The organism is Teichococcus aerofrigidensis, from assembly GCF_054073225.1.
Genome location: NZ_JBSXMU010000004.1, coordinates 1 through 22,343, shown reverse-complemented (window position 1 = coordinate 22,343; position 22,343 = coordinate 1). Strand labels below are relative to the sequence as shown.

Sequence of the window (22,343 nt, the reverse complement as noted above, 5' to 3'; positions counted from 1 at the left end):
GGCAGAACCGGCGGCGCCACAGCCGGGGCCGTGCAATTTCATCGGGGACCCCAAAGGGGGAACACAGGAGCGCCGCCATGCCCGAGGAGACCCGCAGCGCCGCGGAGGCGCGCGGCCGCGAGGCCGAGGCCCGTGTCGCCGCCCGGCTGGAGGCGGAGGGCTGGCGGGTGCTGGCGCGCCGCCAGCGCGCCGGGCGCGGCGGTCCGGCCGGCGAGATCGACCTGATCGCCGAGCGCGAGGGGCTGCTGGCCTTCATCGAGGTGAAGCGGCGTGCCCGGCTTTCGGAGGCGGCGCTGACCCTCGCCCCGGCGCAGCAGGCCCGGCTGCTGGCGGGGGCGGAGGCCTGGCTGGCGGCGCATCCCGGCCACGGCGCGGCGGGAGTGCGCTTCGACCTCGTGCTGGTGGATGCGGCCGGACGGATGCGGCGGATCGCCGATGCGTTCCGGCTGGAGTGAGGCGGCCGGCTACCCGCCGCCGCCGTCGATGGTCAGGATGGTGCCGGTCGTGTAGCCCGAGCAGGGGCTGGCCAGGAAGGCGACGGCCTGGCCGATCTCCTCCGGCTTCGCCGCCCGGCCGAAGGGCATGGCGGCCTGGAACTCGCGCCAGCGCTCCGCGTCGCCCAGCTCGGTCTGCGCCCGGTGCCGGGCCAGCATCTCCTGCCGCTCGGTCGCCACCGGGCCGGGATTGATGCCGACCACGCGCATCCCGTCCTTCGGTGCCGCCTTGCCGAGCGCGCGGGTGAAGGCCATCAGCGCCGCATTGCCCGTGGCTCCGGCGATATAGCCCGGCGGGAAGCGCTCGCCGGCGGCGCCGATGACATTGACGACCACCCCGCCCCCGCGCGCCGCCATCGCCGGATAGAGCGCCCGCGTCAGGGTGATGAAGCCGAACACCTTGAGGTCCCAGGCGCCGCGCCAGGTGGCGTCGTCCACCGCCTGCAGCGTGCCCGGCGGGATGGCGCCGGCATTGTTCACCAGGATATCGACCGGCCCGGCGGCCTCGGCGATCCGCCGCGCCTCGGGCTCCCGCGAGAGGTCGGCGGGCGTCACCGTCACCGCCACCTGGTGACGGGCGCGGATCGCCGTGGCGGCCGCCTCCAGCGCGGCGGCGTCCCGCGCCACCAGATGCAGGTCGCAGCCCTCCGCCGCCAGCACCTCGGCCGTCGCCCGGCCGATGCCGCGCGACCCGCCCGTGATCAGGGCGCGTCGGCCCCGCAGCCCGAGATCCATCCTGTGTTCCCCTCCTGGATTCGTTCCGCTCACCCGGCCTCCCGCCGCAGGGCGAGCCGGAAGGCAGCCTGCCCGATCAGCGCGGCGGCGGCCAGCACCACGGCGGCGGCCAGCGCCGGGTCGCCGCCGATGCCGGCCAGGGCGGCGCACAGCGCGCCCACCGCCATCTGGCTGAAGCCATAGAGGCCGGCGGCCGAGCCGATCACCTTCGGGTTGACGCTGACCGCCTTGGTCAGGGCCAGCGGGCTGGCCAGGCCGACGCCGATGGCGAAGATCAGCGGCCCGCCCACGGCGATGGCGAGGTTCAGCCGGTCCAGCAGCACGGCGCCGAGGAAGAGCAGCGCGCCGCCGACGCCGATCAGGCTGCCGAGGCGCAGCAGCCGCGCCAGCCCGACCGGCGCCACCAGCCGGTTGGCCAGGATATTGCCGAGCGCCGTGCCGGCCACCAGCACCACATAGACCAGGCCGACCTCATGCACCGGCCGGCCGAGCTGCTGCACCAGGATGAAGGGCATGGCCGCCAGATAGGCATACCAGCTCGTGGTGGCGCAGCCCCCGCCGATGGCGAAGCCCAGGAAGGCCGGCGAGCCGATGAGCTGCCGGTAGTCCCGAGCCAGGGCGGCGACCCCCCTGCCCCTCACCTGCCGCCCCGTCTCCGGCAGGCGCCACCAGGCGAGGCCGGTGGTCAGGGCGCCGACGACGCAGAGCGTGACGAAGATGCTGCGCCAGCCGAGGGTCTCGGACAGCGCCGTGCCGAGCAGCGGCGCGATGCCTGGCCCCACCGAGACGGCCAGGTTGAGCATGGCGAGCCGCGAGGCGGCCTCGCGCGGCTCCGCGGTGTCGCGGACCATGGCGCGGCCGAGCGCCAGCCCGGCGCAGCCGCCCAGCGCCTGCAGCAACCGGGCGCCGATCAGGAAGCGCACCTCCGGCGCCAGGGCGGCGGCCAGCCCGGCCAGACTGTAGAGCGCGAGCCCGGCCAGCAGCACCGGCCGGCGCCCCAGCGCGTCCGAGACCGGGCCATAGGCGAGCTGCCCCAGTGCCAGCCCCAGGATGTAGAGGCTGATGGTCAGCTGCATGGCGCCGGTGCTGACGCCGAACTCCGCCGCCGCCTGCGGCAGGGCCGGGACGAAGATATGGATACCGACGGTGCCGGAGGTGGTGATCAGCACCAGGAGCCAGAGCGGGGGGCGGGGCGGCGCGGCGGACACGGCGCCAGCCTCGCCCTCGATGCGAGCGCGGCGCGGGGAGGAGTCGGACATCCGGCCAGCTTTCCGCAAAAGCCGTGGCGGCGGCAGGGCCTATCTGCCGCCATCCGGCGCCCCCCGGACCGGGCCTGACCACGGGCGGGGCAGCCGGGCAGGCCGGGCGCCCAGGCTCCAGGCAGATCCGGCCCGATCAGGCCGGGCCGGCCAGCCCCTAGGTCATCCCCTGGCGGATCGCCTCGTGCAGCACGCCGGCGCTGTGCGTCAGCGCCGCCGTCTCGGCCTCGTCGAGCGGCGGCAGCAGCGGGCGCGAGGCGCCGCGCGCGCCCAGCACATGCGGCAGGGAGATGCAGGTCTCGGGCACGCCCAGCACCTCGTCCATGAAGGTGGAGACGCTGAACAGCACATGCTCATCGGCGACGATGGCGCGGGTGAGCCGGGCGATGCAGCCGCCGATGCCGAAATTGGAGACGCCCTTGCCTTCCTTGATCCGATAGGCCGAGGTGCGAACCTCCTGCGAGATGACCTGCCGCAGGGGCGGCGGGATCGGCTGGCCGAGGGTTTCGGCGAAGCGTTCGAGCGGCATGCCGCCGGCATGCGCGCCGCTCCAGTGCAGCACCTCGGAATCGCCGTGCTCGCCGAGGACATTGGCATGCACCGAGCCGGGCGAGACGCCGAGATGCTGCGCCAGCCGGTCACGGAAGCGGGCGGAATCCAGCGCGCAGCCGGTGCCGATGGCCCGCCCTGGCGGCACGCCGAAGCGCCGGACCGCGATGGCCGGCATGACATCGACCGGGTTGGTGGCGAAGAGCAGCACCGTCTCCGGCGCCACCTTCAGCACCCGCTCGATGATGGCGGCGACGACGCGGACATTGGCCGCCATCAGATCGAGCCGCGTCTGCCCCGGCTTCAGGCTGGTGCCGGCGGTGATGACCACCACGTCGGCGCCCGCCAGATCGGCGTAGTCGCCGGCGCGGATATGGCCGCTGCCGCCGAAGGCCGCGGCATGGGCGATGTCCTGGGCCTCGGATTGCGCCCGCGCGCGGTCGAGGTCGACCAGCACGATCTCGCCCACGCCCGGCGTCAGCGCCAGGAGATAGCCCGCCGCCGCGCCGACCAGCCCGGCGCCGATGATGCCCACCTTGCCGTTCATGTCACAGCGCTCCCATCCAGGGCCAGATCGTCGCCGAGAACAGCGCGATCAAGGCCACGCCCGCCGCCGTCATCACCAGACCGACCTTGGCGAACTGCGTCGTGCTGAAGGCGCCGGTGCCGTAGCAGAGCATGTTCTGCGGCGCGTTGGTCGGCAGGATGAAGCCGAAGGACACCACCCAGCTCTGGATCAGCACGATGCCGAAGATGGTGTGCTGCGGGAGGGGCAGGGTCTGCGCGAAGGCGATCATGATCGGGATCAGCGTGCTGGCGAGGCCGGTGGCCGAGGCGAAGCCGAGATGCAGGATGATGCTGAACAGCGACAGCGCGACGATCACCATGACCACCGACATGCCGGCCAGGCCGAGCTGCCCCAGGGTGACGCCGGCCAGCCAGGCGGCGGCGCCGCTGCGCGAGAGCAGGATGCCGAGCGAGATGCCGGCGGCGAAGAGCACCACCGTCCCCCAGGGCACCTGCTTCTCCGCCTGGGCCCAGTTCATCACGCCGATGCGCGGCATCAGCAGCAGGGCGATGCCGAGCTGGGTCGTCGTCGTGGTGTCGAGCGGGTGCAGCCAGCCCTCGGTGGACCAGAGGATCAGCAGCATCACGGCGACCAGCATCAGCCGCCGCTCGGCCGGCGTCACCGGGCCGAGGCCGGCGAGCTCCTCCTGCAGGCGGCGATTGGCCTCGCCGGCTTCCGGCACATGCGGGCGCAGCAGGAACAGGGCGGTGAAGAAGAGCACCGCGCACATGCTCAGGGTGAAGGGCAGCGCGGTGATGAACCAGCCGCCCCAGGTCACGGTCTCACCGAAGGCGCCCTGCATGAAGCTCAGGCTGATCAGGTTCTGCGCCGCGCCGGTCTTGATGCCCATATTGAAGACCGAGCAGACCTGCGCCGTGACGATCATCAGCGTGGCGCCGAGGCTGCTGGTGACCGGCAGGCCGAGGGCGGTGACGATGCCGACCATGATCGGGATCACCGCGCCGACCCGCGCCGTGGCCGAGGGGATGAAGAGCGCCAGCACGAAGCCGACCAGCATGGCGCCGATCAGCAGCCGCGCGGGCGAGATGCCGACCTTGCTCATGACCAGGAGCGCCACGCGGCGGTCCAGCCCGGTGATCTTCAGCGCGACGGCCAGGAAGAGCGCGCCCGCCACCAGCAGCACGGCGGAGGAGGAAAAGCCCGTCAGCATCACCGCCAGGGCGGAGGAGGAGGTCATGGGCTCGCCCCCCGGGGTGAGCGACTTGCCCATCAGCCCCAGCACGGCCATGCCGGTCAGCACGATGGCACTGGCGGCCGGAGAGACGCATTCGGTGACCCAGAGGATGATCACCAGCGCCAGCAGCCCGAGCGCGACCTGGCCAGCCGGGTTGAGGCCGGCCGGCGTCGGCAGCATCAGCACGGCGCCATAGACCAGGAGGGCCAGGGCCAGGAAGGCGAGCTTGCGGTTGGAGGTCGGTTCGGCGGGCGAAGACAGAAGCATGGATCTTCCCTCATCGGGTGGCGTCATCCCGGCTTAGACGCAACACCGCGATGACACCCGTTACATTGCCGCGATGCTGCGCTGCCCGCCTTGCTCCAGATCAATCCTCGGGAAGATGGGCGAAGGGGGGCGGCGGCCTGGACGGGGGTGTCCGGGCCGCCGCGGAATGCCTCCGGGGGCGGAGACATGCCGAAGTGAAGTCTGGGGGTCCTCGGCTGCCGGGAAGCGTAAGCGAAGCGGCCGGGCAGAAAAGCCCTCGGCCACCCCCCTCCTGTCTTCATGGACACACTGTTGCTCTGATGTCACAGAAACTCACCTGAGAGATGAATGGCCATTGCGCCGGAGCTACCGGGCGGGGCATCCGGCGCGGCACCACCCGCTGTTCCGCCGGGTCGTCCTCCTGCGGGAGAGGCCGGGATACGGCGCCGGCGCGCCGCCGCCGAGTCCCGGCGAGGCGGCGCGCAGGAGCGACGGGCCAAGGACATCGGCGTGTGGCCTGACAAGGCGGGAGAGTGGATCGACCGCCTGGTCAGTCCCGAAGGACTGGAACCCGCTCAGTCGCGAAGATGGCAGGGCAGGCTCCGGGCGGGGCGCAGGGCGGCGCGGGAGGCAAGGTCCCGGCGGTCCCGGCCGAGGCGGAAAAGGCCCCGACCGTATCTGACCAGCCCATAGCCACCGAGGCCGATCCCAAGGAGACTAGCGCCCCAGATCACGGCGGCGAGGATATCCTGCGGTCCCATCGACCATGCCGTCCCCGTCCAGCTTCGGCGAAGTATGGCCGCTGGCGAGGACGAATTCCAGCCTGACGACATAGGCAAGCGACATCACCGCCGTCGCCGCCAGGGCGGCGCCATAGGCGTGGAACAGGCTCGGCTCCAGCACCCGGGCCAGGGTCGGCGGGTCCGACATGGCGACCAGCCCCAGCGCCGCCGCATGGCCGCAGAGAAAGAACAGCAGCATCGCGCAGAGCCAGCGGTTGAGCCCGCCGGCGCATTGCCAGGCACGCTCCGGCGCGCAGGCCCGGAACACCAGGTCCGAGACCGGCCAGAAGGCCAGGGTCAGGCCCAGGGCCGAGGCCTGCAACCCATAGCGCACCAGCAGGTCCCCGAGCTCCGCGGACGGCACGGGCATTCGGTAATGGTCCCGGAACATCACCGTCAGCGTCCCCAGAAGGCCGAAGGCCTGGGCCAGCGTCCAGCGCGCCAGGTTCTCCATCGCCACCTCCTCGCCGACAGCATCTGCCATGCCTGCGCCGGCCCGGCAATGTTCTTGTTATGTTCCTATCATCAACCTCTGCGGAACGCAGCTGAAACCTTTCATGGCGTTGAAAATCCTCGGTTCTCCGGCGGCGGACTCTGCGGAGGACCGGAAACCGGAGTTATCCCCAGTTTGCGTGGACAGCCCTGTGGGCAAGTCGAGGGATAATCGGTTCGGCCCGGTGGACAGCCGCCCCGCGCGCCTCAGCAGAACAGCATCTCCAGCAGGCTCAACACACCCCCGACGGCGAGGAACAGGGAGCCCAGCATGATCAGCAGAAGGCCCACGACATATTTCAGCGTCTCCACCCCGAGAGCGATCAGCCACCAGCCGAAGGCCAGCGCCTGCCGTCCCTGCTGGCAGCGGGGCCGTTCCGGCTCCTGACGCGGGGCGGCGGTGAACGGACCGGACCATGACGGACAGGACCCCGCAACGACCGTGAGAATCCGGCCCTGCGGCCGCATCGCGCTGTCCGACCAGGCAGGAGACGGGTTCAGGAGGCCGATCACGAGGAAAGGGGACAGGAGATATCGCAACACGGCAGAATACAATTCCAGGTTGAGTTCCGCTTTTTCACTCGCCTTTTAACCAGAAGTTATGCATAGTCCTGCAAGCCATTGTTCCGGATGTCGATCCCATGGATCCGATTCCTGACCCCGCCAATTCGAACCGGAAGCCGCCGGAGACCATGGCGGCCGACGCCGAGCCCCGGACCGTGGCTTTCGCGAGCTACATGAACAACTGGCTCCGGCGGCCCGTCGAGGATGCTCCGACCAAGTCCGAGAAATAGGCAGGGCCTTGCCACGAAGGCAAAGCCGCCAGCGACCCGGACGGGCCACGTCGAAACGCCAAAAGGCCCGTCGGGGACGGGCCTGGATCACATGCCGGACTATCGACTTCTCACGGGGTGGCCGGATCGCGGTCCGGTGGAATGGTGGGCGCACTAGGGCTCGAACCTAGGACCCGCTGATTAAGAGTCAGCTGCTCTACCAACTGAGCTATGCGCCCCACCCGGATCTCGGCGGTGATGGCCGCCGTTCCGTGGGGGCGGCTTTTACCGCATCCGCCCGGCTTGGCAACCCCCTAATCGCCGCCCGCGCCAAATTCCGTGTCCCGATGCACATGGACGGAGGCCAGCAGGCCGAAGCCCACCATGCTGGTCAGCATGGCCGAGCCGCCATGGCTGATCAGCGGCAGCGGAACACCGCCCACCGGAATGCTGCCGGTAACCATGGCGATGTTCACGAAGACATAGAGGAAGTAGTTCACCCCGAGCCCCAGGGCGACCAGCCGCCCGTACTGGCTGCGGCAGCGCAGCGCCGTCAGCAGCGCGAAGATCACCACCAGCGCCAGCAGGGCCAGCACGGCCAGCGAGCCGACCAGGCCGAACTCCTCGGCCCACATCGTGAAGATGAAGTCGGTCTGCTTCTCCGGCAGGAAGTTCAGGTGCCCCTGCGTCCCCTGCAGGAAGCCCTTGCCCCAGAGCCCGCCCGAGCCCAGCGCGATCTTCGACTGGATGATGTTGTAGCCGGATCCGAGCGGATCGCTCTCCGGATCGAGGAAGACCAGGATGCGGGCCTTCTGGTAGTCGCGCAGGCGCTCATAGGCCAGGGGCGCGATGGCCAGGGCCGCGCCGCCCACCAGGGCGAACTTCCACCACCGCACCCCGGCCGCCCAGAACACGGCGCCGCCGACCATCAGCGTGATCAGGCCGGTGCCCAGGTTGGGCTGCTTCAGGATCAGCCCGACCGGCAGCAGCACGGCCAGCAGCGGCGGGACGAGGAACAGCGGCTGCCCGATCCGCTCCTCGCCGGCGCGGTGGAACCACGCCGCCAGGGCCAGGACCAGCAGGATCTTCATCAACTCGGAAGGCTGCAGCTGGAAGGGACCCAGCTCGATCCAGCGCTGCGCCCCCTTCCCCACCTGGCCGTGCAGCGCGACGAGGACCAGCAGCCCCACGCCCAGCGCATAGCCTGCCCAGGACAGCCGCGCGACCAGCCGCAGATCGGTCATGGCCAGGCCCAGCATCAGCACCAGGCCGAAGCCGAAGCGCAGGGCATGGCGGCCGGCATAAGGCTCGGGCGAGCCGCCGCCGGCGGAATAGAGCGCGACATAGCCGACAGCGGCGATGGCGCAGAGCAGCAGCACGAAGCCCCAGGGGATCAGCCAGAACTTCTCCAGCAGGCCGGGGCCGCGGTTGCGCGTCAGCAGGCGGCGCTCGAAGACCGTCACGGCCGGCCTCCCGCCGGCGGTGCCTCGGCCAGCCGCCCCGCCTCCGCGGCGCCTCCGGCCTGCGGCGCGGCGGGCGGCCGCAGCCGGGTCATCACCTCCACCATCACCTCCCGCGCCAGCGGCGCCGCCGCGCCCGAGCCGCTGGTGCCGTGCTCGACCACCACCGAGATGGCGTAGCGCGGATCGTCATAGGGCGCGAAGGCCACGAAGAGGGCGTGCGGCCGCCATTCGCGCGGCTGGCTCTCGACCCGGAAGCCCCGCTCCCGCTGCTCCCGGCTGACGCGCCGCACCTGGGTGGTGCCGGTCTTGCCGGCCAGCGCGCCGAGGCCCGGCGGCAGCTGCGCCACCCGCGCGGTGCCCCCGGCCTCGTTCACCACCGCCCACATCGCCTCCCGGACCAGCTTCAGGTCACGCTCGGCCAGGCCGAGGGAGGGCCAGTCCTCCGCCCGGGCGCCCATGACCGGCCGGCCGCCGATGGCCTGGGTCAGGTGCGGCTGCACCGCCCGCCCGCTGGCCAGCCGCGCCGCCATGGTGGCGAGCGAGAGCGGGGTGAGCTGATAGAAGCCCTGGCCGATGCCATGCACCACCGTGTCGCCCAGGTTCCAGGGCTTGCCCTGCCGGGTGCGCCATTCCCGCGTCGGCACGAAGCCGGGGCGGGTTCCGGGCAGTTCGATCTCCAGCTCGACGCCGAGGCCCAGCCGCTTCGCCATGGCGGCGATGCGGTCGATGCCGAGCCGCCGCGCCACCTCGTAGAAGTAGACGTCGCAGGATTGCTTCAGCGCCCCGCGCAGGTCCAGCGCGCCGTGGCCGCGCCGGTTCCAGCAGTGGAAGCGGCTGTCGCCCAGGTCGTAATGCCCCGGGCAGGTCAGGCGGTCGGCGGGCGTGATGACCCTGGCCTCCAGCGCCGCCAGGCCGACCACCATCTTGAAGGTGGAGCCGGGCGCGTAGAGGCCATTGGTGGTCTTGTTGATCAGCGGCGTGGCGCGGCTGCGCGTCCATTCCCGCCATTGCGCCGCCGAAATGCCGGAGCTGAACAGGTTGGGATCGAAGCCCGGCTGGCTGGCCATGGCCAGCACCTCGCCGTTCCGCGCATCCATCACGACGACGCTGGTGCCCTCCTCGATGCGGTCGCGCACCGCCTTCTGCAGCCCGGCATCGACCGAGATCCGCACCTCCCGCCCCGCCACGCCCTCCCGCCGGTCCAGCTCGCGGATGACGCGGCCCACCGCGTTCACCTCCATCTGCACCGTGCCGGCGCGGCCCCGCAGCACGCGCTCGTGATGCCGCTCGATGCCGGCGCGGCCGACGCGGATGCCGGGCAGGCTGAGCAGCGGGTCGCCATCCATGTCGGCTTCCGCCGGAGGGGCGACATAGCCCACGACATGCGCCAGATGCTCGGCCAGCGGATAGGTCCGCGTGGTGCCGACATCGACGCTGATGCCGGGAAGGTCGGGGGCATTGGCCTCGATGCGAGCCATCTCCTCCCAGCTCAGGAACTCCTGCACCACCACCGGCACGAAGCGGCGGCGGCGGCGGATGTCGCGCTCGATCCGCGCCACCTCGCCCTCGGCCAGGGGCAGCAGCCGGCCAAGGGTCGCGAGCGTGGCGCCGACATCCTCCGCCTGCTCGGCGGTCAGCAGCACGCGCCAGTTCAGCGTGTTGGCGGCGACCACGCGGCCGGCGCGGTCCAGGATGCGGCCGCGCGGCGGTGCCAGCAGCCGGGTGGAGATGCGGTTCTCCTCGGCCAGGGTGGCATAGCGCTCGCCCTCCTCCAGCTGCAGCTTCTGCAGCCGGTAGCCCAGGAAGCCGAGCAGGCCGAGCTGCCCGGCGCCGAGCAGCAGGGCGCGGCGGGTGAAGAGGGCGCGACGCCGCTCCTCCTCGCGCCGGCTCACCCGGCCGTCTCCTCGGCCCGGCGCATCGCCCGGTGCAGCGCGGTGAGTGGCGCCGCAAGGGCGGGATAGAGGCCGAGGCTGAGGGCGCCCTGCACCAGCGCCGGAACCGGCGAGGGCAGCCGCCAGCCCAGCAGCGCCGTGAGCAGCCAGCCGAGCCCCGCCGCGGCCAGGGCGAAGCCCGAGAAGGCCAGCCAGACCAGCGCGAAGGGCTGCCGGGCCAGCAGGCGGCGCAGGCGCAGCACCGTGCCATGGGTGAGCAGCAGGGTCAGCACGCCGATGCCGAGCGGCGCGAAGCCCAGCAGGTCCTGCAGCAGGCCCAGGGCGAAGCAGGCGGGCGGCGGCATGACGGCGGGGCGGAACAGGGACCAGAAGAAGACGCAGCCGAGCGCCACGGCCGGCACCGCCGAGGGCAGGCCGGTGGGCGCGGAGAGCAGCACCATCAGCAGGGCCGTGCCGGCCGCCGGGCAGGCGGCGCGCGCCAGGGCATCGAGCCGCGTCAGCAGCCCCGGGGGCGATTGCCGGCCGCCGCTCAGCACCATGCCCGCCCGCCCCGGCTCAAGGGCGGCCGCGCGCTTCGGGCCGGGCAACCGCCTCGGGCGGCAGGATGCCGGACAGCCCGAAATCGAAGATCCGCAGCAGGTCCAGCCGCTCCAGACGGGCGAACAGCTCCACCTCGGGCGCCCCGCCCTCCGGCCAGCGGACCACGCCCACCGGCAGGCCGGCGGGAAAGATGCCGGCCTCGGCGCTGGTCACCACCCGCTCGCCCTCGCGCGGGGGGCTGCCCTCCGGCCAGTGCTGCAGGCGCGGCCGGGCGCCGTTGGTGCCGGCCAGGATGGCGCGGGACCGGCTGTCCTCCAGCGCCACGGGGAGGCGGCTGTTCATGTCGGTGAGCAGCAGGACGCGGGCCGACCGGCTGCCGACCTCGGTGACGCGCCCGGCGAGCCCGTTCTCGTCCAGCGCCACCTGCCCCTTGCGCAGCGTGACGCCCGGCGGCGTGGCCAGCAGCACCGCCCGGGCGTAGGTGCCACCGGCATCGGCGACGACACGGGCGGTCTGGAAGGCCGCGGGCGGATCGGGGATGAAGCGGAGCTGGCGGCGCAGCAGGGCGTTCTCGGTCTCCAGCGCCAGGGCGGCGGCCTGCCAGCGGTGCAGCCGCCCGTTCTCCTCCCGCAGGCGCCGGTTCTCGGCCTGGATCTCGGAAATCTGGCGCAGCTCCTGCAGGGCGCCGCGCACCGCCCCGGCCGGCCGGGTCAGCAGGACGTAGAAGGGGGTGAGGGCGTCGGCCAGGGCCATGCGCCCGCGCTCGACCAGCGCCGGATCGGCCTTGCCGAGCAGCACCAGGCCCAGCGCCACCGCCAGGAGCATCGGCAGGAACAGGCGGGACAGGGCCTGGCGCAGCGGTATGCTGAGACGGATCAAGCAGCCTCCAGAAACCCGCCTTGGGCGGGCCCGGCGCCTTTATACCTCAGTACATGGTGGAGAGGACGTGGCGCAGTCGCTTCATCTCATCGAGCGCCCGTCCTGTGCCCAGCGCGACACAGGCCAGCGGGTCCTCCGCCACCGACACCGGCAGGCCGGTCGATTCGCGCAGCACCTGGTCCAGCCGCTGCAGCAGCGCGCCGCCGCCGGTCAGCACGATGCCCTTGTCCACGATGTCGGCGGCGAGCTCCGGCGGCGTGTTCTCGAGCGCCACCTTCACCGCCTCGACGATCTGCGTCACCGGCTCGGCAATGGCCTCGGCGATCTGGCGCTGGCTGACGACGATCTCGCGCGGCACGCCGTTCATCAGGTCGCGGCCCCTGACCTCGGTCACCGGCCCCTCGCCGCCATAGTCCGGGTAGGCGGCGGCGCCGATCTCCAGCTTGATCCGCTCCGCCGTGCTCTCGCCGATCAGCAGGTTGAAGTGGCGGCGGATGTGGGAAATGATCGCCTCGTCCAGCTTGTCGCCGCCGACGCGCACGCTGCGGGCATAGACGATGCCGCCCAGCGAGATCACCGCCACCTCGGTCGTGCCGCCGCCGATGTCCACGATCATCGAGCCGGAGGGCTCGGTCACCGGCAGGCCGGCGCCGATCGCGGCGGCCATCGGCTCCTCGATCAGCAGCACCTTGCGCGCCCCGGCCGATTCGGCGCTCTCCTGGATGGCGCGGCGCTCGACGGTGGTGGAGCCGGAGGGCACGCAGACGATGATCAGCGGCGAGGCGAAGCCCCGGCGGTTGTGCACCTTGCGGATGAAGTGCTTGATCATCTCCTCCGCCACCTCGAAATCGGCGATGACGCCGTCGCGCAGCGGCCGGATGGCGGCGATGTTCCCGGGTGTGCGGCCCAGCATCATCTTCGCCTCCTCGCCCACCGCCAGCACCTGCTTGCGGCCCCGGATCTCGGCGATGGCGACGACGGAGGGCTCGTTCAGCACGATGCCCCGCCCCTTCACGTAGACCAGCGTGTTCGCGGTGCCGAGATCGATGGCCATGTCGGCCGAGAGGAAGCCGAACAAGCGGGAGAGCATGCAGCGCACCTTCCTGGTATCAGCCGCCCCCGCGCCGGGCCGGGGCGCCGGCGAAAGGGCGCAGAGGCTTACCCTTCGGCACCGCCGGCCTCAAGCCGCAATCGTGAGCCATGCCGTGCCAAGAATGACACCCCCGCAACCTTCAACCCAGGAGCGCGTTTCACAGCGGCAAGTTCCTGCAGACAAAGGAAGCACAGCCCATGCGGAAAATCCCCCTCCTGCTCCTGGCCATGGCGGGCCTGGGCCTCTCGGCCTGCGGCTACAGCACCGGCGACCGCGCCGCCTCCGGTGGCCTGCTGGGTGCCGGCACGGGTGCCGCCATCGGCTCCCTCTCCGGCAATGCCGGCACGGGGGCGCTGATCGGCGGTGGCGTCGGTGCCCTGGGCGGCGCCGTCACCAGCTCGGACCAGGTCAACCTGGGCCGCCCGGCCTGGCGCTGAGGCCGCGCCCGGCCACCAGGGACGGAAAAGGCCGGGGAGGGCAGCTTCCCCGGCCTTTTCCCGTTCCGGCGCGCCGGATCAGGCGCTGCGCATGATCTCCGGCGGCGCGGTGCGGGCGCGCTTGGCCAGAAGCTTGTTGAGGGCGTGCACATAGGCCCGGGCCGAGGCGATGATGGTGTCGGTATCCGCCCCCTGCCCGTCCACGAGTTTGCCGTCCTCCTCCAGCCGCACGGTGACGCGGGCCTGGGCATCGGTGCCGCCGGTGACGGACTGCACGGCGTAGAGCTTCAGCTCGGCGCGGTGCGGCACCACCTGCTGCAGGGCGTTGAAGGTGGCGTCCACGGCGCCGTCGCCGCCGGCCACGCCGTCGCACTGCTCGCCATCCACCTCCAGCGCGACGCTCGCCGTCGGCCGCGTGCCGATGCCGGTGGCGACGGTGAGCGCCACCAGCTTCACCCGGTCCTTGATGCGCACCACCTCGTCATCGACCAGGGCGATGATGTCCTCGTCGAACACCGTCTTCTTGCGGTCGGCCAGGTCCTTGAAGCGCCGGAAGGCGTCGTTCAGCTGGTTGTCGCCCAGCGTGTAGCCGAGCCCGGCCAGCTTGTCGCGGAAGGCGGCGCGGCCGGAATGCTTGCCGAGCACGATGGAGTTGGTCGTCCAGCCGACGCTCTCGGGCGTCATGATCTCGTAGGTGGACTTGTCCTTGAGCACGCCGTCCTGGTGGATGCCGCTCTCATGCGCGAAGGCGTTGCGGCCGACGATCGCCTTGTTCGGCTGCACGTCGAAGCCGGTGATGGTGGCCAGCAGCTTGCTGGTGCGGAGGATGTTCTGGGTGACGATATTGGTGCGGTAGGGCAGCGCGTCATGGCGCGTGCGGAGCGCCATCGCCACCTCCTCCAGGCTGGCATTGCCGGCCCGCTCGCCGATGCCGTTGATCGTGCTCTCGATCTGCCGCGCGCCGGCCTGGATGGCGGCGATGGTATTGGCCACCGCCATGCCGAGGTCGTTGTGGTTGTGCGCCGAGAGGATCACCTGGTCCGCGCCCGGCACCCGCTCGCGCAGCGCCCGGAAGATCGCCGCCATGTCCTCCGGCATGGAGTAGCCGACGGTGTCGGGGATGTTGATGGTGGTCGCGCCCGCCTTAATGGCGGTCTCGACGCAGCGGCAGAGGAAGTCGATGTCGCTGCGGCTGCCATCCTCGGCGCTCCACTCGACATCCTCGGCATGGTTGCGGCCGAGCGTCACGCTGCTGTGGATCAGCTCCAGCACCTCCTCGCGCGACATCCGCAGCTTGACGCGCATGTGCAGGTCGGAGGTGGCGAGGACGATGTGGATGCGGCCCCGCGCGGCGGGCTTCACCGCCTCGGCCGAGCGCAGGATGTCGGCCTGGGCGGCACGGCTCAGGCTGGCCACCACCGGCCCGTCCTTGGCGAAGCGGGTGGCGATGGAATGCACGCTGTCGAAATCGCCCGGCGAGGCGATGGCGAAGCCGGCCTCCATGACGTCGACGCCCAGCTCGGCCAGGGCGTCGGCCATGCGCAGCTTCTCCTCCAGGTTCATGGAGAAGCCGGGCGACTGCTCGCCGTCGCGCAGCGTGGTGTCGAAGAAGATGATGCGGTCGTCGTCCAGCTTGCCGAAGCTGGGATGATGGATGGCCATGGAGAGCGTCCCTCGATAATTCCTGCCGCGATTCTGGGCCCTGGCGGGCGCGGCCGTGACGGTGCCGGTGGGGCGCGCGAAGGCGCCCGGGTCTCCCCTGAGGGGACTTCCCCTGAGCGATGCCGGCCGGTCAGCCGGGCGTCACGCCCAGGGGCGGCTAAGTCGAAGGAGGAGGCCGGCCAGCGGACGCGCACCGAGGACGGCGGTGAGGCCGTGCTGCAGCTCGAAGGCGCGCGGGGTCGGGATCATGGCCGGAACGATAGGCAGAGCCGCGGCGGGATGCAAGCCGCGGCCGCCGGGCGGAGGCGGAAATCGGTTTCGATGAAGCTTTTCTGACGGGCTGCCGGATGACTGGCGGCCCCCCGCCGGGCCCCGCTATCCTGGTGGCGTGCGGCGCCAGGGCGCGCCGCGCCGACAAGGGCCGCCGCAGGCGGTCTCCGTCACAACAGCAAGGTGCCTTGTGCGCCCCCGAACTATCGAGCTCCGCGCGATGCGGAGCGATGTCGAGCGGACCCGCTACCACGCCATCCGCGAAACCTGCATTTTCGAGCTGTATCACCATGCGGACGGGCCCTATCCCTGCCGCTACGACCCCGGACATCCGGATGAGTCCGCGCCGGGGCACCACCCCCTGGTGCTGTGCCTCGATGGCGCGGTGGCGGGCACCATCCGCATCGACATGAAGCCGGATGGCCGCGCCGTGCTGCGCCTGATCGCCATCGCGCCGGAATACCGCGGCGAGGGGCTGGGCGGGGCGCTGCTGGCCGAGGCCGAGGCCTTCGCGCGGCGCGCCGGCGCCACCCGGCTCTGCGTCAACGCGCGGCGGCCGGCGCTCGGCTTCTACAGCCGGTCCGGCTTCCAGCCCGGCCGCTGGGATGGCTGCACCACCTGCCCCGAGGGCGTGCCGCTGGTGAAGCCGCTCGCGGCCAGCCTGGACGGACGGGCCACCACCCGCCGCGCCCCGGCCGCCGCGGTGCGACAGGCCGCGTGACGAAGAGGCCGGGGGCCCAAGGCCCCCGGTTTCAGCTCCCCGCCCTCAGGGGCCTGGCGGATGCACCGCCATCCAGTGCCGGGCGATCTCCTCCCGCGTCGCCACCCAGACATCCTTCTGCGCCACGACGTGGTCCAGGAAACGCTCCAGCGCCGCCGCGCGCGCCGGCCGGCCGACCAGCCGGCAATGCAGCCCGACGCTCATCATCTTCGGCGCCGTCGCCCCCTCCCGCCGCAGGAAGTCGAAGGCATCCGTCAGATGCTGCGTGAAGCCGTCATTGGCCGAGAAGCCGGGCGGCACCGCGAACTTCATGTCGTTGTTGTCGAGCGTGTAGGGGATGATCAGAAGCGGCCGACCGGCGACGGTGACGTAGTAGGGCAGGTCGTCGTCATAGGCATCGCTGTCGTAGAGGAAGCCGCCATGCTCGGCGACGAGCCGGCGCGTGCGCGGGCTGATGCGGCCGGTGTACCAGCCCACGGGCTTCTTCCCGACAAGCGTCTCGATGGTCTCGACGCATCGCGCGATATGCGCGCGCTCCGTCGCCTCATCCACCGCCTGGTAGTTGATCCAGCGCCAGCCATGGCTGGCCACCTCGTGCCCCGCCTCGGCGAAGGCGCGGCCGATCGCGGGGTTCAGCTCCAGCGCGCGGCCGACGCCATAGACGGTCAGCCTCAGCCCGCGCTCGGCGAAGAGCCGCAGCACGCGCCAGACCCCGGCGCGGGCGCCATAATCGAACTGGCTTTCCTTGCCGATGTCGCGGGCGCCCATGACCGGATCGCCGCCCGGCGTCTCGTTCAGATAGATCTCGCCGCCCGGGTCTCCGTTCAGCACGCTGTTCTCGCCGCCCTCCTCGTAGTTCAGCACGAAGGACAGGGCGAGCCGCGCGCCGCCGGGCCAGCGCGGGTCCGGCGGGTTGCGGCCGTAGCCGGTGAAGTCGCGGGGATAGGGGCTGTCGGGTGCGAGGATGGTCATGGCGGCCCCAGCCTGGATCGGCCGGGGCCCGCGGGTCAATCGCTCCCGGTCATGCCGCCACCGGCACCGCCTCGGCCTGGGCCCCGGGCAGCTCGCCATGCACGAGGGACTGGATGAAGGCCAGCTTCGCCACCACCGCCGGCGAGAGCACGAAGGGATAGAGATCCGGCGTGCCCATGCAGCGGTTGAGGCTGTTCACCGCCGCGGTCAGCGGCACCCAGGCCTCCATCAGCGGTTCGATGCGGGTCTCGCGATAGGGGTCGAAATCCACCTCGGCGGTCAGCGTGCCGGACTTGTCGGCATGCGGGTCGATGCCGAGGCCGAAGGCGCGCGCCATCTCCAGGGTGTCGACGATGTGCAGATAGTGCGCCCAGGTTTCGGCGAAGTCCTCCCAGGGATGCGCGGTGGCGTAGGTGGAGACGTAGTTCTCCTGCCAGTCGGCCGGCGGCCCCTCGTTGTAGTGGCGCTGCAGGGCGGCACCGTAATCCTGGCTGTCGTCGCCGAAGACGGCACGGCACTGCTCCAGCCGGCCGCCATCCCGCACCAGCCGATCCCAGAAGTAATGCCCGGATTCATGGCGGAAATGGCCGAGCAGCGTGCGGTAGGGCTCGCCCATCGCCTCGCGCCGGCGCACCCGCTCGGCATCGTCGGCCTCGGCGAGCGCCAGGGTGATGAGGCCGTTGTCATGCCCGGTCATCACATTCGGGCCGCCATCCGGCATATCCGCCAGGAAGTCGAAGACCAGGCCGTTCTGCGGATCGTCGACCCGGTTGGGCAGCGGCAGGTCCAGGCGGATGAAGCCGTAGAAGGCGCGCCGCTTAGCCTCCTCGATCTTCTGCCAGCGCGCCAGGTTCAGCGGATCGGAGATATCGGGGATGGTGCGGTTGTGCCGGCAGGCCAGGCAGAAGCGCTCGGGGGAATCGTCCGGCACCAGCCAGTTGCAGGCATCCTGCGCGGCATTCTCGCAGAAGCGGTGGAGCCTGTCCGGATCGGCCCGCGGCCGCCAGAGCTGGCGGGGGGGTGCCGAGGCCGTCCCCGCCTGCTCGCCGTCGAGGTCGCCCGCCGCCTGCTTGTCAGCCTCCTCCGGCGAGACCTCCTGCGGGATGCCCTCCTCCGGCTCTATCGGGTCCAGCGCCGAGAGGCGGTTCCGCCCGGGCAGATAGCCGAGCGTCGCGCCGCACTTCATGCACTGGGTGTTCTCGAAATAGAGCAGCTGGCCGCAGACTTCACAGTTGAACAGACGCATGGGGGGTCCTCCGGCGCGGGTCCTGGCTGGAACGGCACCATGGGCGGGTGGTTGCGATGCCGCAATCGCGCATCTCCTCCTCGCCGAACGCAAAAGGGGCGCCGAAGCGCCCCTCCCCTGTCCGAACCTGATCGCGGGCTCAGTTCCGCGTCTTGTCGACCAGCGCGCCCTTGGTGATCCAGGGCATCATGCCACGCAGCTTGGTGCCGACCTCCTCGATGGAGTGCTCGGCCAGGCAGCGGCGGGTCGCCTTGAAGGAGGCCTGGTTGACCTTGTTCTCCAGCATCCAGTCGCGGGTGAACTTGCCGGACTGGATATCGTTCAGCACGCGCTTCATCTCCGCCTTGGTCTCGGCGGTGATGATGCGCGGGCCGGTGACGTACTCGCCATACTCCGCGGTGTTGGAGATGGAGTAGTTCATGTTGGCGATGCCGCCCTCATAGATGAGGTCGACGATCAGCTTCACCTCGTGCAGGCACTCGAAATAGGCCATCTCGGGCGCGTAGCCGGCTTCCACCAGCGTCTCGTAGCCCGCCTTGATCAGCTCGACGAGGCCACCGCAGAGGACGACCTGCTCGCCGAACAGGTCGGTCTCGCACTCTTCCTTGAAGGTGGTCTCGATGATGCCGGAGCGGCCGCCGCCGACGGCGGAGGCGTAGGAGAGCGCGATCTCCAGCGCGTTGCCCGAGGGGTTCTGGTGCACGGCGACGAGGCAGGGCACGCCGCCGCCCTTCTGGTACTCGCCGCGCACGGTGTGGCCGGGGCCCTTCGGCGCGATCATGAACACGTCGATATCGGCGCGCGGCTCGATCAGGTTGAAGTGCACGTTCAGGCCATGCGCGAAGGCGAGCGCCGCGCCTTCCTTCATGTTCTCGTGCAGATGGTCGCGGTACAGGTCGCCCTGGCCCTCATCGGGCGTCAGCACCATCACCACATCGGCCCACTTCGCCGCCTCGGCCGGGGAGAGCACCTTGAAGCCGGCGGCCTCGGCCTTCCTCGCGGAGGCGCCGGGGCGCAGGCCGATGACCACCTCGGAGACGCCCGAGTCCCGCATGTTCATGGCATGGGCATGGCCCTGGCTGCCGAAGCCGATGACCGCGACCTTCTTGGCCTTGATCAGGTTCACATCCGCATCGCGGTCGTAGTAGACGCGCATCTCGCGCACTCCCAGTGGGTTGGCTGAAAAGGAAGGTCAGGCCTGCAGCGCGGCGGTGCCCCGGGCGATCGCCACCGCGCCGGTGCGGCTGACCTCCACGAGGCCGAGCGGCCGCATCAGGTTGATGAAGGCATCGAGCTTCTCGCCGCTGCCCGTCATCTCGAAGACGAAGCTCTCGATGGTGGCATCGACGACGCGGGCGCGGAAGGCGTCGGCCAGGCGCAGCGCCTCCTGCCGCGCCGAGCCGGAGCCCGCGACCTTGACGAGCGCCAGCTCGCGGTTGAGATGCGGCCCCTCCAGCGTCAGGTCGGCCACCTTGTGCACCGGCACCAGCCGGTCGAGCTGCGCCTTGATCTGCTCGATCACCATCTCGGTGCCGGAGGTGACGACGGTGATGCGCGACAGGCGGCCCTCGGCATCGACCGGCGCCACGGTCAGGCTGTCGATGTTGTAGCCGCGGCCGGAGAACAGGCCGATGACGCGCGCCAGCACGCCGGCCTCATTCTCCACCAGCACCGCGATGGTCGCGGCCCGGAAGCTGTTGTCGGTGGGATCGGGCATGGTTCGTCCAGTCGGGGATCGGGGGCGCGGGGCGAAAGGGGGGATGGCGGCGCGGCGTCAGACCAGCGCCGTCCCCTCATCCGTGACGCCCGCCCCCGCGGCGATCTGCCCCGGCGCCAGCAGCATCTCGTTGTGCGCGGCACCGGAGGGGATCATCGGGAAGACGTTCTCCTTCTCGTCGACCGCGACATCGACGATCACCGGCCGGTCGATGGCGATCATCTCGCGGATGACGCGGTCGAGGTCGTCCATGCCGGTGGCGCGCAGGCCCACGCCGTGGAAGCTCTCGGCCAGCTTGACGAAATCGGGCAGCGCCTCGCTGTAGCTCTCGGAATAGCGGCCGCCATGCAGCAGCTCCTGCCACTGCCGCACCATGCCCATGTACTGGTTGTTCAGGATGAAGACCTTCACCGGCAGGCGATACTGCGCCAGCGTCGACATCTCCTGGATGTTCATCAGGATCGAGGCCTCGCCGGCGATGTCGATCACCAGCGCATCCGGATGCGCGACCTGCACGCCCATCGCCGCCGGCAGGCCGTAGCCCATGGTGCCGAGCCCGCCCGAGGTCATCCAGCGGTTCGGCTTCTCGAAGCCGAAGTACTGCGCCGCCCACATCTGGTGCTGGCCGACCTCGGTGGTGATGAAGGTCTCGCGCCCGCTCTCCCGCGTCAGCTCGTAGAGCCGCTTCACCGCGTGCTGCGGCTTGATGATCCGGCCTTCCTGCACGTAGCGCAGGCAGTCCCGGCCGCGCCACTGGTCGATCTGCCGCCACCAGCCGGCCAGCGCCCCGCGGTCCTGCGGCGCGCCATCGGCCTCCCAGGCGGCGATCAGCGCGCGCAGCACGGCGGCGGCGTCGCCCACGATCGGCACCTCGACCTTGACGTTCTTGTTGATCGAGGAGGGATCGATATCGGCGTGGATCTTCACAGACCCTGGCGCGAAGGCGTTCAGCCGCCCCGTCACGCGGTCGTCGAAGCGGGCGCCGATGTTGAACATCACGTCGCACCCGTGCATGGCGAGATTCGCCTCGTAGGTGCCGTGCATGCCCAGCATGCCGAGGAACTGCGGGTCGCTGGCGGGATAGCAGCCGAGGCCCATCAGCGTGTTGGTGCAGGGCAGGCCCGCCATGCGGACGAACTTCGTCAGCAGCTCCGAGGCCTCGGGGCCGGCATTGATCACGCCGCCGCCGGCATAGACCACCGGCCGCTTCGCCCCCTTCAGCAGCGCCACCGCCTTGCGGATCTGCGCCACGTCGGGCTCGAACTGCGGGCGGTAGGAGCGGTGCTCGGTGGTGGGCGGCGGGGTGTAGCGGCCCTTGCCGATCAGGATGTCCTTCGGCAGGTCGATCACCACCGGGCCGGGGCGGCCGGAGCGCGCCACGTAGAAGGCCTCGTGCACCGTGCTGGCCAGCTTGTCCATCTGCTTGACCAGATAGTTGTGCTTGGTCGCGGGCCGGGTGATGCCGGTGGTGTCGGCCTCCTGGAAGGCGTCGTTGCCGATCAGGTGCGTCGGCACCTGACCGGTGAGGCAGACGATCGGGATGCTGTCCAGCAGCGCGTCCACCAGCCCGGTCACGGCATTGGTGGCGCCGGGGCCGGAGGTGACGAGCACGCAGCCCACCTTGCCGGTGGAGCGGGCATAGCCCTCGGCCGCGTGCACCGCCGCCTGCTCGTGCCGCACCAGGATGTGGCGGATGGCGTTCTGGTTGAAGATCGCGTCATAGATCGGCAGCACGGCGCCGCCCGGATAGCCGAAGATGACCTCTACGCCCTGATCCTTCAGCGCGCGGAGGACGATCTCGGCACCCGTCATCGACTGGGCCTCGGATCCGGCGGGAAGGGTGGCGGAGGACATGATGGGTACTGGCTTTCCTTGGTTCGGCCCGGCGGCAGCCGTGCCGGGGGCCCCGATCTAAGCCCCCTGCCCCGTCGCGTCAACGCGTCGTCGAACAAACGAGAAAATTTCCTCACTTTCTCTTTCCGAAAATTGCTCAATATCCGTCACTCGCGCATGGATCGTATGCGTTTCGCTGGGGTCGGCCAGCGCCTGATGGCGGAACCAGGTGGCCTGCCGCTTGGTGTACTGGCCGATGGCGAGGCAGGCGCGCCGCCCCGCCTCCTCCAGCCCGGCCTCCCCACGCAGCACGGCCGAGAGTTCCGGCACGCCATGTGCCCGCATGGCCGGCAGGGCGGGATCGAGCCGCCGCGCGAGCAGGGCGCGCACCTCCTCCATCGCCCCCGCCGCCAGCATCGCCTGCCAGCGTCGCCCGATCGCCGCGCGCAGCGCGTCGCGCGGCGGGTCGAGCCGCAGGGCGGCGAAGCGCCAGGATGCGGCGTCCCCGGCCAGCCCCTCCCCGGC

Annotated in this window: 21 protein-coding genes, 1 tRNA gene and 1 pseudogene; 4 read left to right on the top strand and 19 right to left on the bottom strand. The window is 71.1% G+C overall.

What is annotated here, in order from left to right; all coding sequences use genetic code 11:
* Positions 1–77 precede the first annotated feature (77 nt).
* On the top strand, positions 78–455 hold the full coding sequence (locus ACVMLK_RS02215) for a YraN family protein (RefSeq protein ID WP_198364364.1): 378 nt from the start codon (positions 78–80) through the stop codon (positions 453–455).
* 9 nt (positions 456–464) lie between these two features.
* Here the strand turns inward: ACVMLK_RS02215 and ACVMLK_RS02210 are convergent, their stop codons facing one another.
* From ACVMLK_RS02210 to ACVMLK_RS02185, 6 genes are all read right to left on the bottom strand, one after another.
* Positions 465–1,229, bottom strand: a complete 765-nt coding sequence (locus ACVMLK_RS02210; protein WP_457485483.1) for a short-chain dehydrogenase/reductase — start codon at positions 1,227–1,229, stop codon at positions 465–467.
* A 29-nt stretch (positions 1,230–1,258) separates the two neighbouring features.
* Positions 1,259–2,488 carry a multidrug effflux MFS transporter gene (locus ACVMLK_RS02205; RefSeq protein WP_198364362.1) on the bottom strand — a complete coding sequence of 410 codons (1,230 nt, stop codon included), beginning with the start codon at positions 2,486–2,488 and terminating at the stop codon, positions 1,259–1,261.
* Positions 2,489–2,645: 157 nt separating this feature from the next.
* A complete protein-coding gene (locus tag ACVMLK_RS02200) occupies positions 2,646–3,584 on the bottom strand; it encodes a lactate/malate family dehydrogenase (RefSeq protein ID WP_198364361.1) in 939 nt (312 codons plus the stop codon).
* 1 nt (position 3,585) lies between these two features.
* Positions 3,586–5,067: a DASS family sodium-coupled anion symporter gene (locus tag ACVMLK_RS02195; protein ID WP_198364360.1), complete on the bottom strand. Its 1,482-nt coding sequence runs from the start codon at positions 5,065–5,067 to the stop codon at positions 3,586–3,588.
* 696 nt (positions 5,068–5,763) lie between these two features.
* Complete coding sequence (locus ACVMLK_RS02190) at positions 5,764–6,312, bottom strand: hypothetical protein (protein WP_198364359.1); 549 nt, start codon at positions 6,310–6,312, stop codon at positions 5,764–5,766.
* A gap of 215 nt (positions 6,313–6,527) precedes the next feature.
* Complete coding sequence (locus tag ACVMLK_RS02185) at positions 6,528–6,833, bottom strand: hypothetical protein (protein WP_457485482.1); 306 nt, start codon at positions 6,831–6,833, stop codon at positions 6,528–6,530.
* Between the two features lie 128 nt (positions 6,834–6,961).
* On the opposite strand from ACVMLK_RS02185, the gene ACVMLK_RS02180 reads away from it, so the two are divergent.
* Complete coding sequence (locus ACVMLK_RS02180) at positions 6,962–7,114, top strand: hypothetical protein (RefSeq protein WP_422921550.1); 153 nt, start codon at positions 6,962–6,964, stop codon at positions 7,112–7,114.
* A gap of 142 nt (positions 7,115–7,256) precedes the next feature.
* Here the strand turns inward: ACVMLK_RS02180 and ACVMLK_RS02175 are convergent.
* The 6 genes from ACVMLK_RS02175 to ACVMLK_RS02150 all read right to left on the bottom strand — a co-directional run bounded on the left by ACVMLK_RS02175 (position 7,257) and on the right by ACVMLK_RS02150 (position 12,957).
* Positions 7,257–7,332, bottom strand: a tRNA-Lys gene (locus ACVMLK_RS02175).
* Positions 7,333–7,407: 75 nt separating this feature from the next.
* A complete protein-coding gene (rodA, locus tag ACVMLK_RS02170; RefSeq protein WP_198366143.1) occupies positions 7,408–8,556 on the bottom strand; it encodes a rod shape-determining protein RodA in 1,149 nt (382 codons plus the stop codon).
* Positions 8,553–10,448 carry a penicillin-binding protein 2 gene (mrdA, locus tag ACVMLK_RS02165; protein ID WP_457485481.1) on the bottom strand — a complete coding sequence of 632 codons (1,896 nt, stop codon included), beginning with the start codon at positions 10,446–10,448 and terminating at the stop codon, positions 8,553–8,555. Before mrdA ends, rodA begins: the two co-directional genes overlap by 4 nt.
* The gene (gene mreD / locus ACVMLK_RS02160) at positions 10,445–10,987 is read right to left on the bottom strand and encodes a rod shape-determining protein MreD (RefSeq protein WP_198366141.1); all 543 of its coding nucleotides are present in this window, start codon (positions 10,985–10,987) and stop codon (positions 10,445–10,447) included. Before mreD ends, mrdA begins: the two co-directional genes overlap by 4 nt.
* Positions 10,988–11,003: 16 nt before the next feature.
* Positions 11,004–11,867 carry a rod shape-determining protein MreC gene (mreC, locus tag ACVMLK_RS02155; protein ID WP_198366140.1) on the bottom strand — a complete coding sequence of 288 codons (864 nt, stop codon included), beginning with the start codon at positions 11,865–11,867 and terminating at the stop codon, positions 11,004–11,006.
* 46 nt (positions 11,868–11,913) lie between these two features.
* Positions 11,914–12,957: a rod shape-determining protein gene (locus ACVMLK_RS02150; RefSeq protein WP_457485480.1), complete on the bottom strand. Its 1,044-nt coding sequence runs from the start codon at positions 12,955–12,957 to the stop codon at positions 11,914–11,916.
* A 200-nt stretch (positions 12,958–13,157) separates the two neighbouring features.
* Here ACVMLK_RS02150 and ACVMLK_RS02145 point away from each other — a divergent pair, with 200 nt between their 5' ends.
* A complete protein-coding gene (locus ACVMLK_RS02145; RefSeq protein ID WP_457485479.1) occupies positions 13,158–13,397 on the top strand; it encodes a YMGG-like glycine zipper-containing protein in 240 nt (79 codons plus the stop codon).
* A 78-nt stretch (positions 13,398–13,475) separates the two neighbouring features.
* On the opposite strand, the gene ACVMLK_RS02140 is transcribed toward ACVMLK_RS02145, so the two are convergent.
* Positions 13,476–15,059, bottom strand: a complete 1,584-nt coding sequence (locus ACVMLK_RS02140) for a 2-isopropylmalate synthase (protein ID WP_457485478.1) — start codon at positions 15,057–15,059, stop codon at positions 13,476–13,478.
* A 490-nt stretch (positions 15,060–15,549) separates the two neighbouring features.
* On the opposite strand from ACVMLK_RS02140, the gene ACVMLK_RS02135 reads away from it, so the two are divergent.
* Positions 15,550–16,050 carry a GNAT family N-acetyltransferase gene (locus ACVMLK_RS02135; protein ID WP_457485477.1) on the top strand — a complete coding sequence of 167 codons (501 nt, stop codon included), beginning with the start codon at positions 15,550–15,552 and terminating at the stop codon, positions 16,048–16,050.
* 45 nt (positions 16,051–16,095) lie between these two features.
* Here the strand turns inward: ACVMLK_RS02135 and puuE are convergent, their stop codons facing one another.
* From puuE to ACVMLK_RS02105, 6 genes and pseudogenes are all read right to left on the bottom strand, one after another.
* The gene (puuE, locus tag ACVMLK_RS02130; RefSeq protein ID WP_198366135.1) at positions 16,096–17,022 is read right to left on the bottom strand and encodes an allantoinase PuuE; all 927 of its coding nucleotides are present in this window, start codon (positions 17,020–17,022) and stop codon (positions 16,096–16,098) included.
* A gap of 49 nt (positions 17,023–17,071) precedes the next feature.
* The gene (locus tag ACVMLK_RS02125; RefSeq protein WP_198366134.1) at positions 17,072–18,268 is read right to left on the bottom strand and encodes a zinc-binding metallopeptidase family protein; all 1,197 of its coding nucleotides are present in this window, start codon (positions 18,266–18,268) and stop codon (positions 17,072–17,074) included.
* A 139-nt stretch (positions 18,269–18,407) separates the two neighbouring features.
* A complete protein-coding gene (gene ilvC / locus ACVMLK_RS02120) occupies positions 18,408–19,424 on the bottom strand; it encodes a ketol-acid reductoisomerase (protein ID WP_457485519.1) in 1,017 nt (338 codons plus the stop codon).
* Positions 19,425–19,460: 36 nt separating this feature from the next.
* Entirely contained in the window at positions 19,461–19,985 is a 525-nt protein-coding gene (gene ilvN / locus ACVMLK_RS02115; RefSeq protein WP_198366132.1) for an acetolactate synthase small subunit, read from the bottom strand.
* A gap of 57 nt (positions 19,986–20,042) precedes the next feature.
* A complete protein-coding gene (locus ACVMLK_RS02110) occupies positions 20,043–21,839 on the bottom strand; it encodes an acetolactate synthase 3 large subunit (RefSeq protein ID WP_457485476.1) in 1,797 nt (598 codons plus the stop codon).
* A gap of 57 nt (positions 21,840–21,896) precedes the next feature.
* Positions 21,897–22,343 (bottom strand): annotated as a pseudogene (locus ACVMLK_RS02105) (tRNA (adenosine(37)-N6)-dimethylallyltransferase MiaA); the annotation flags it as partial.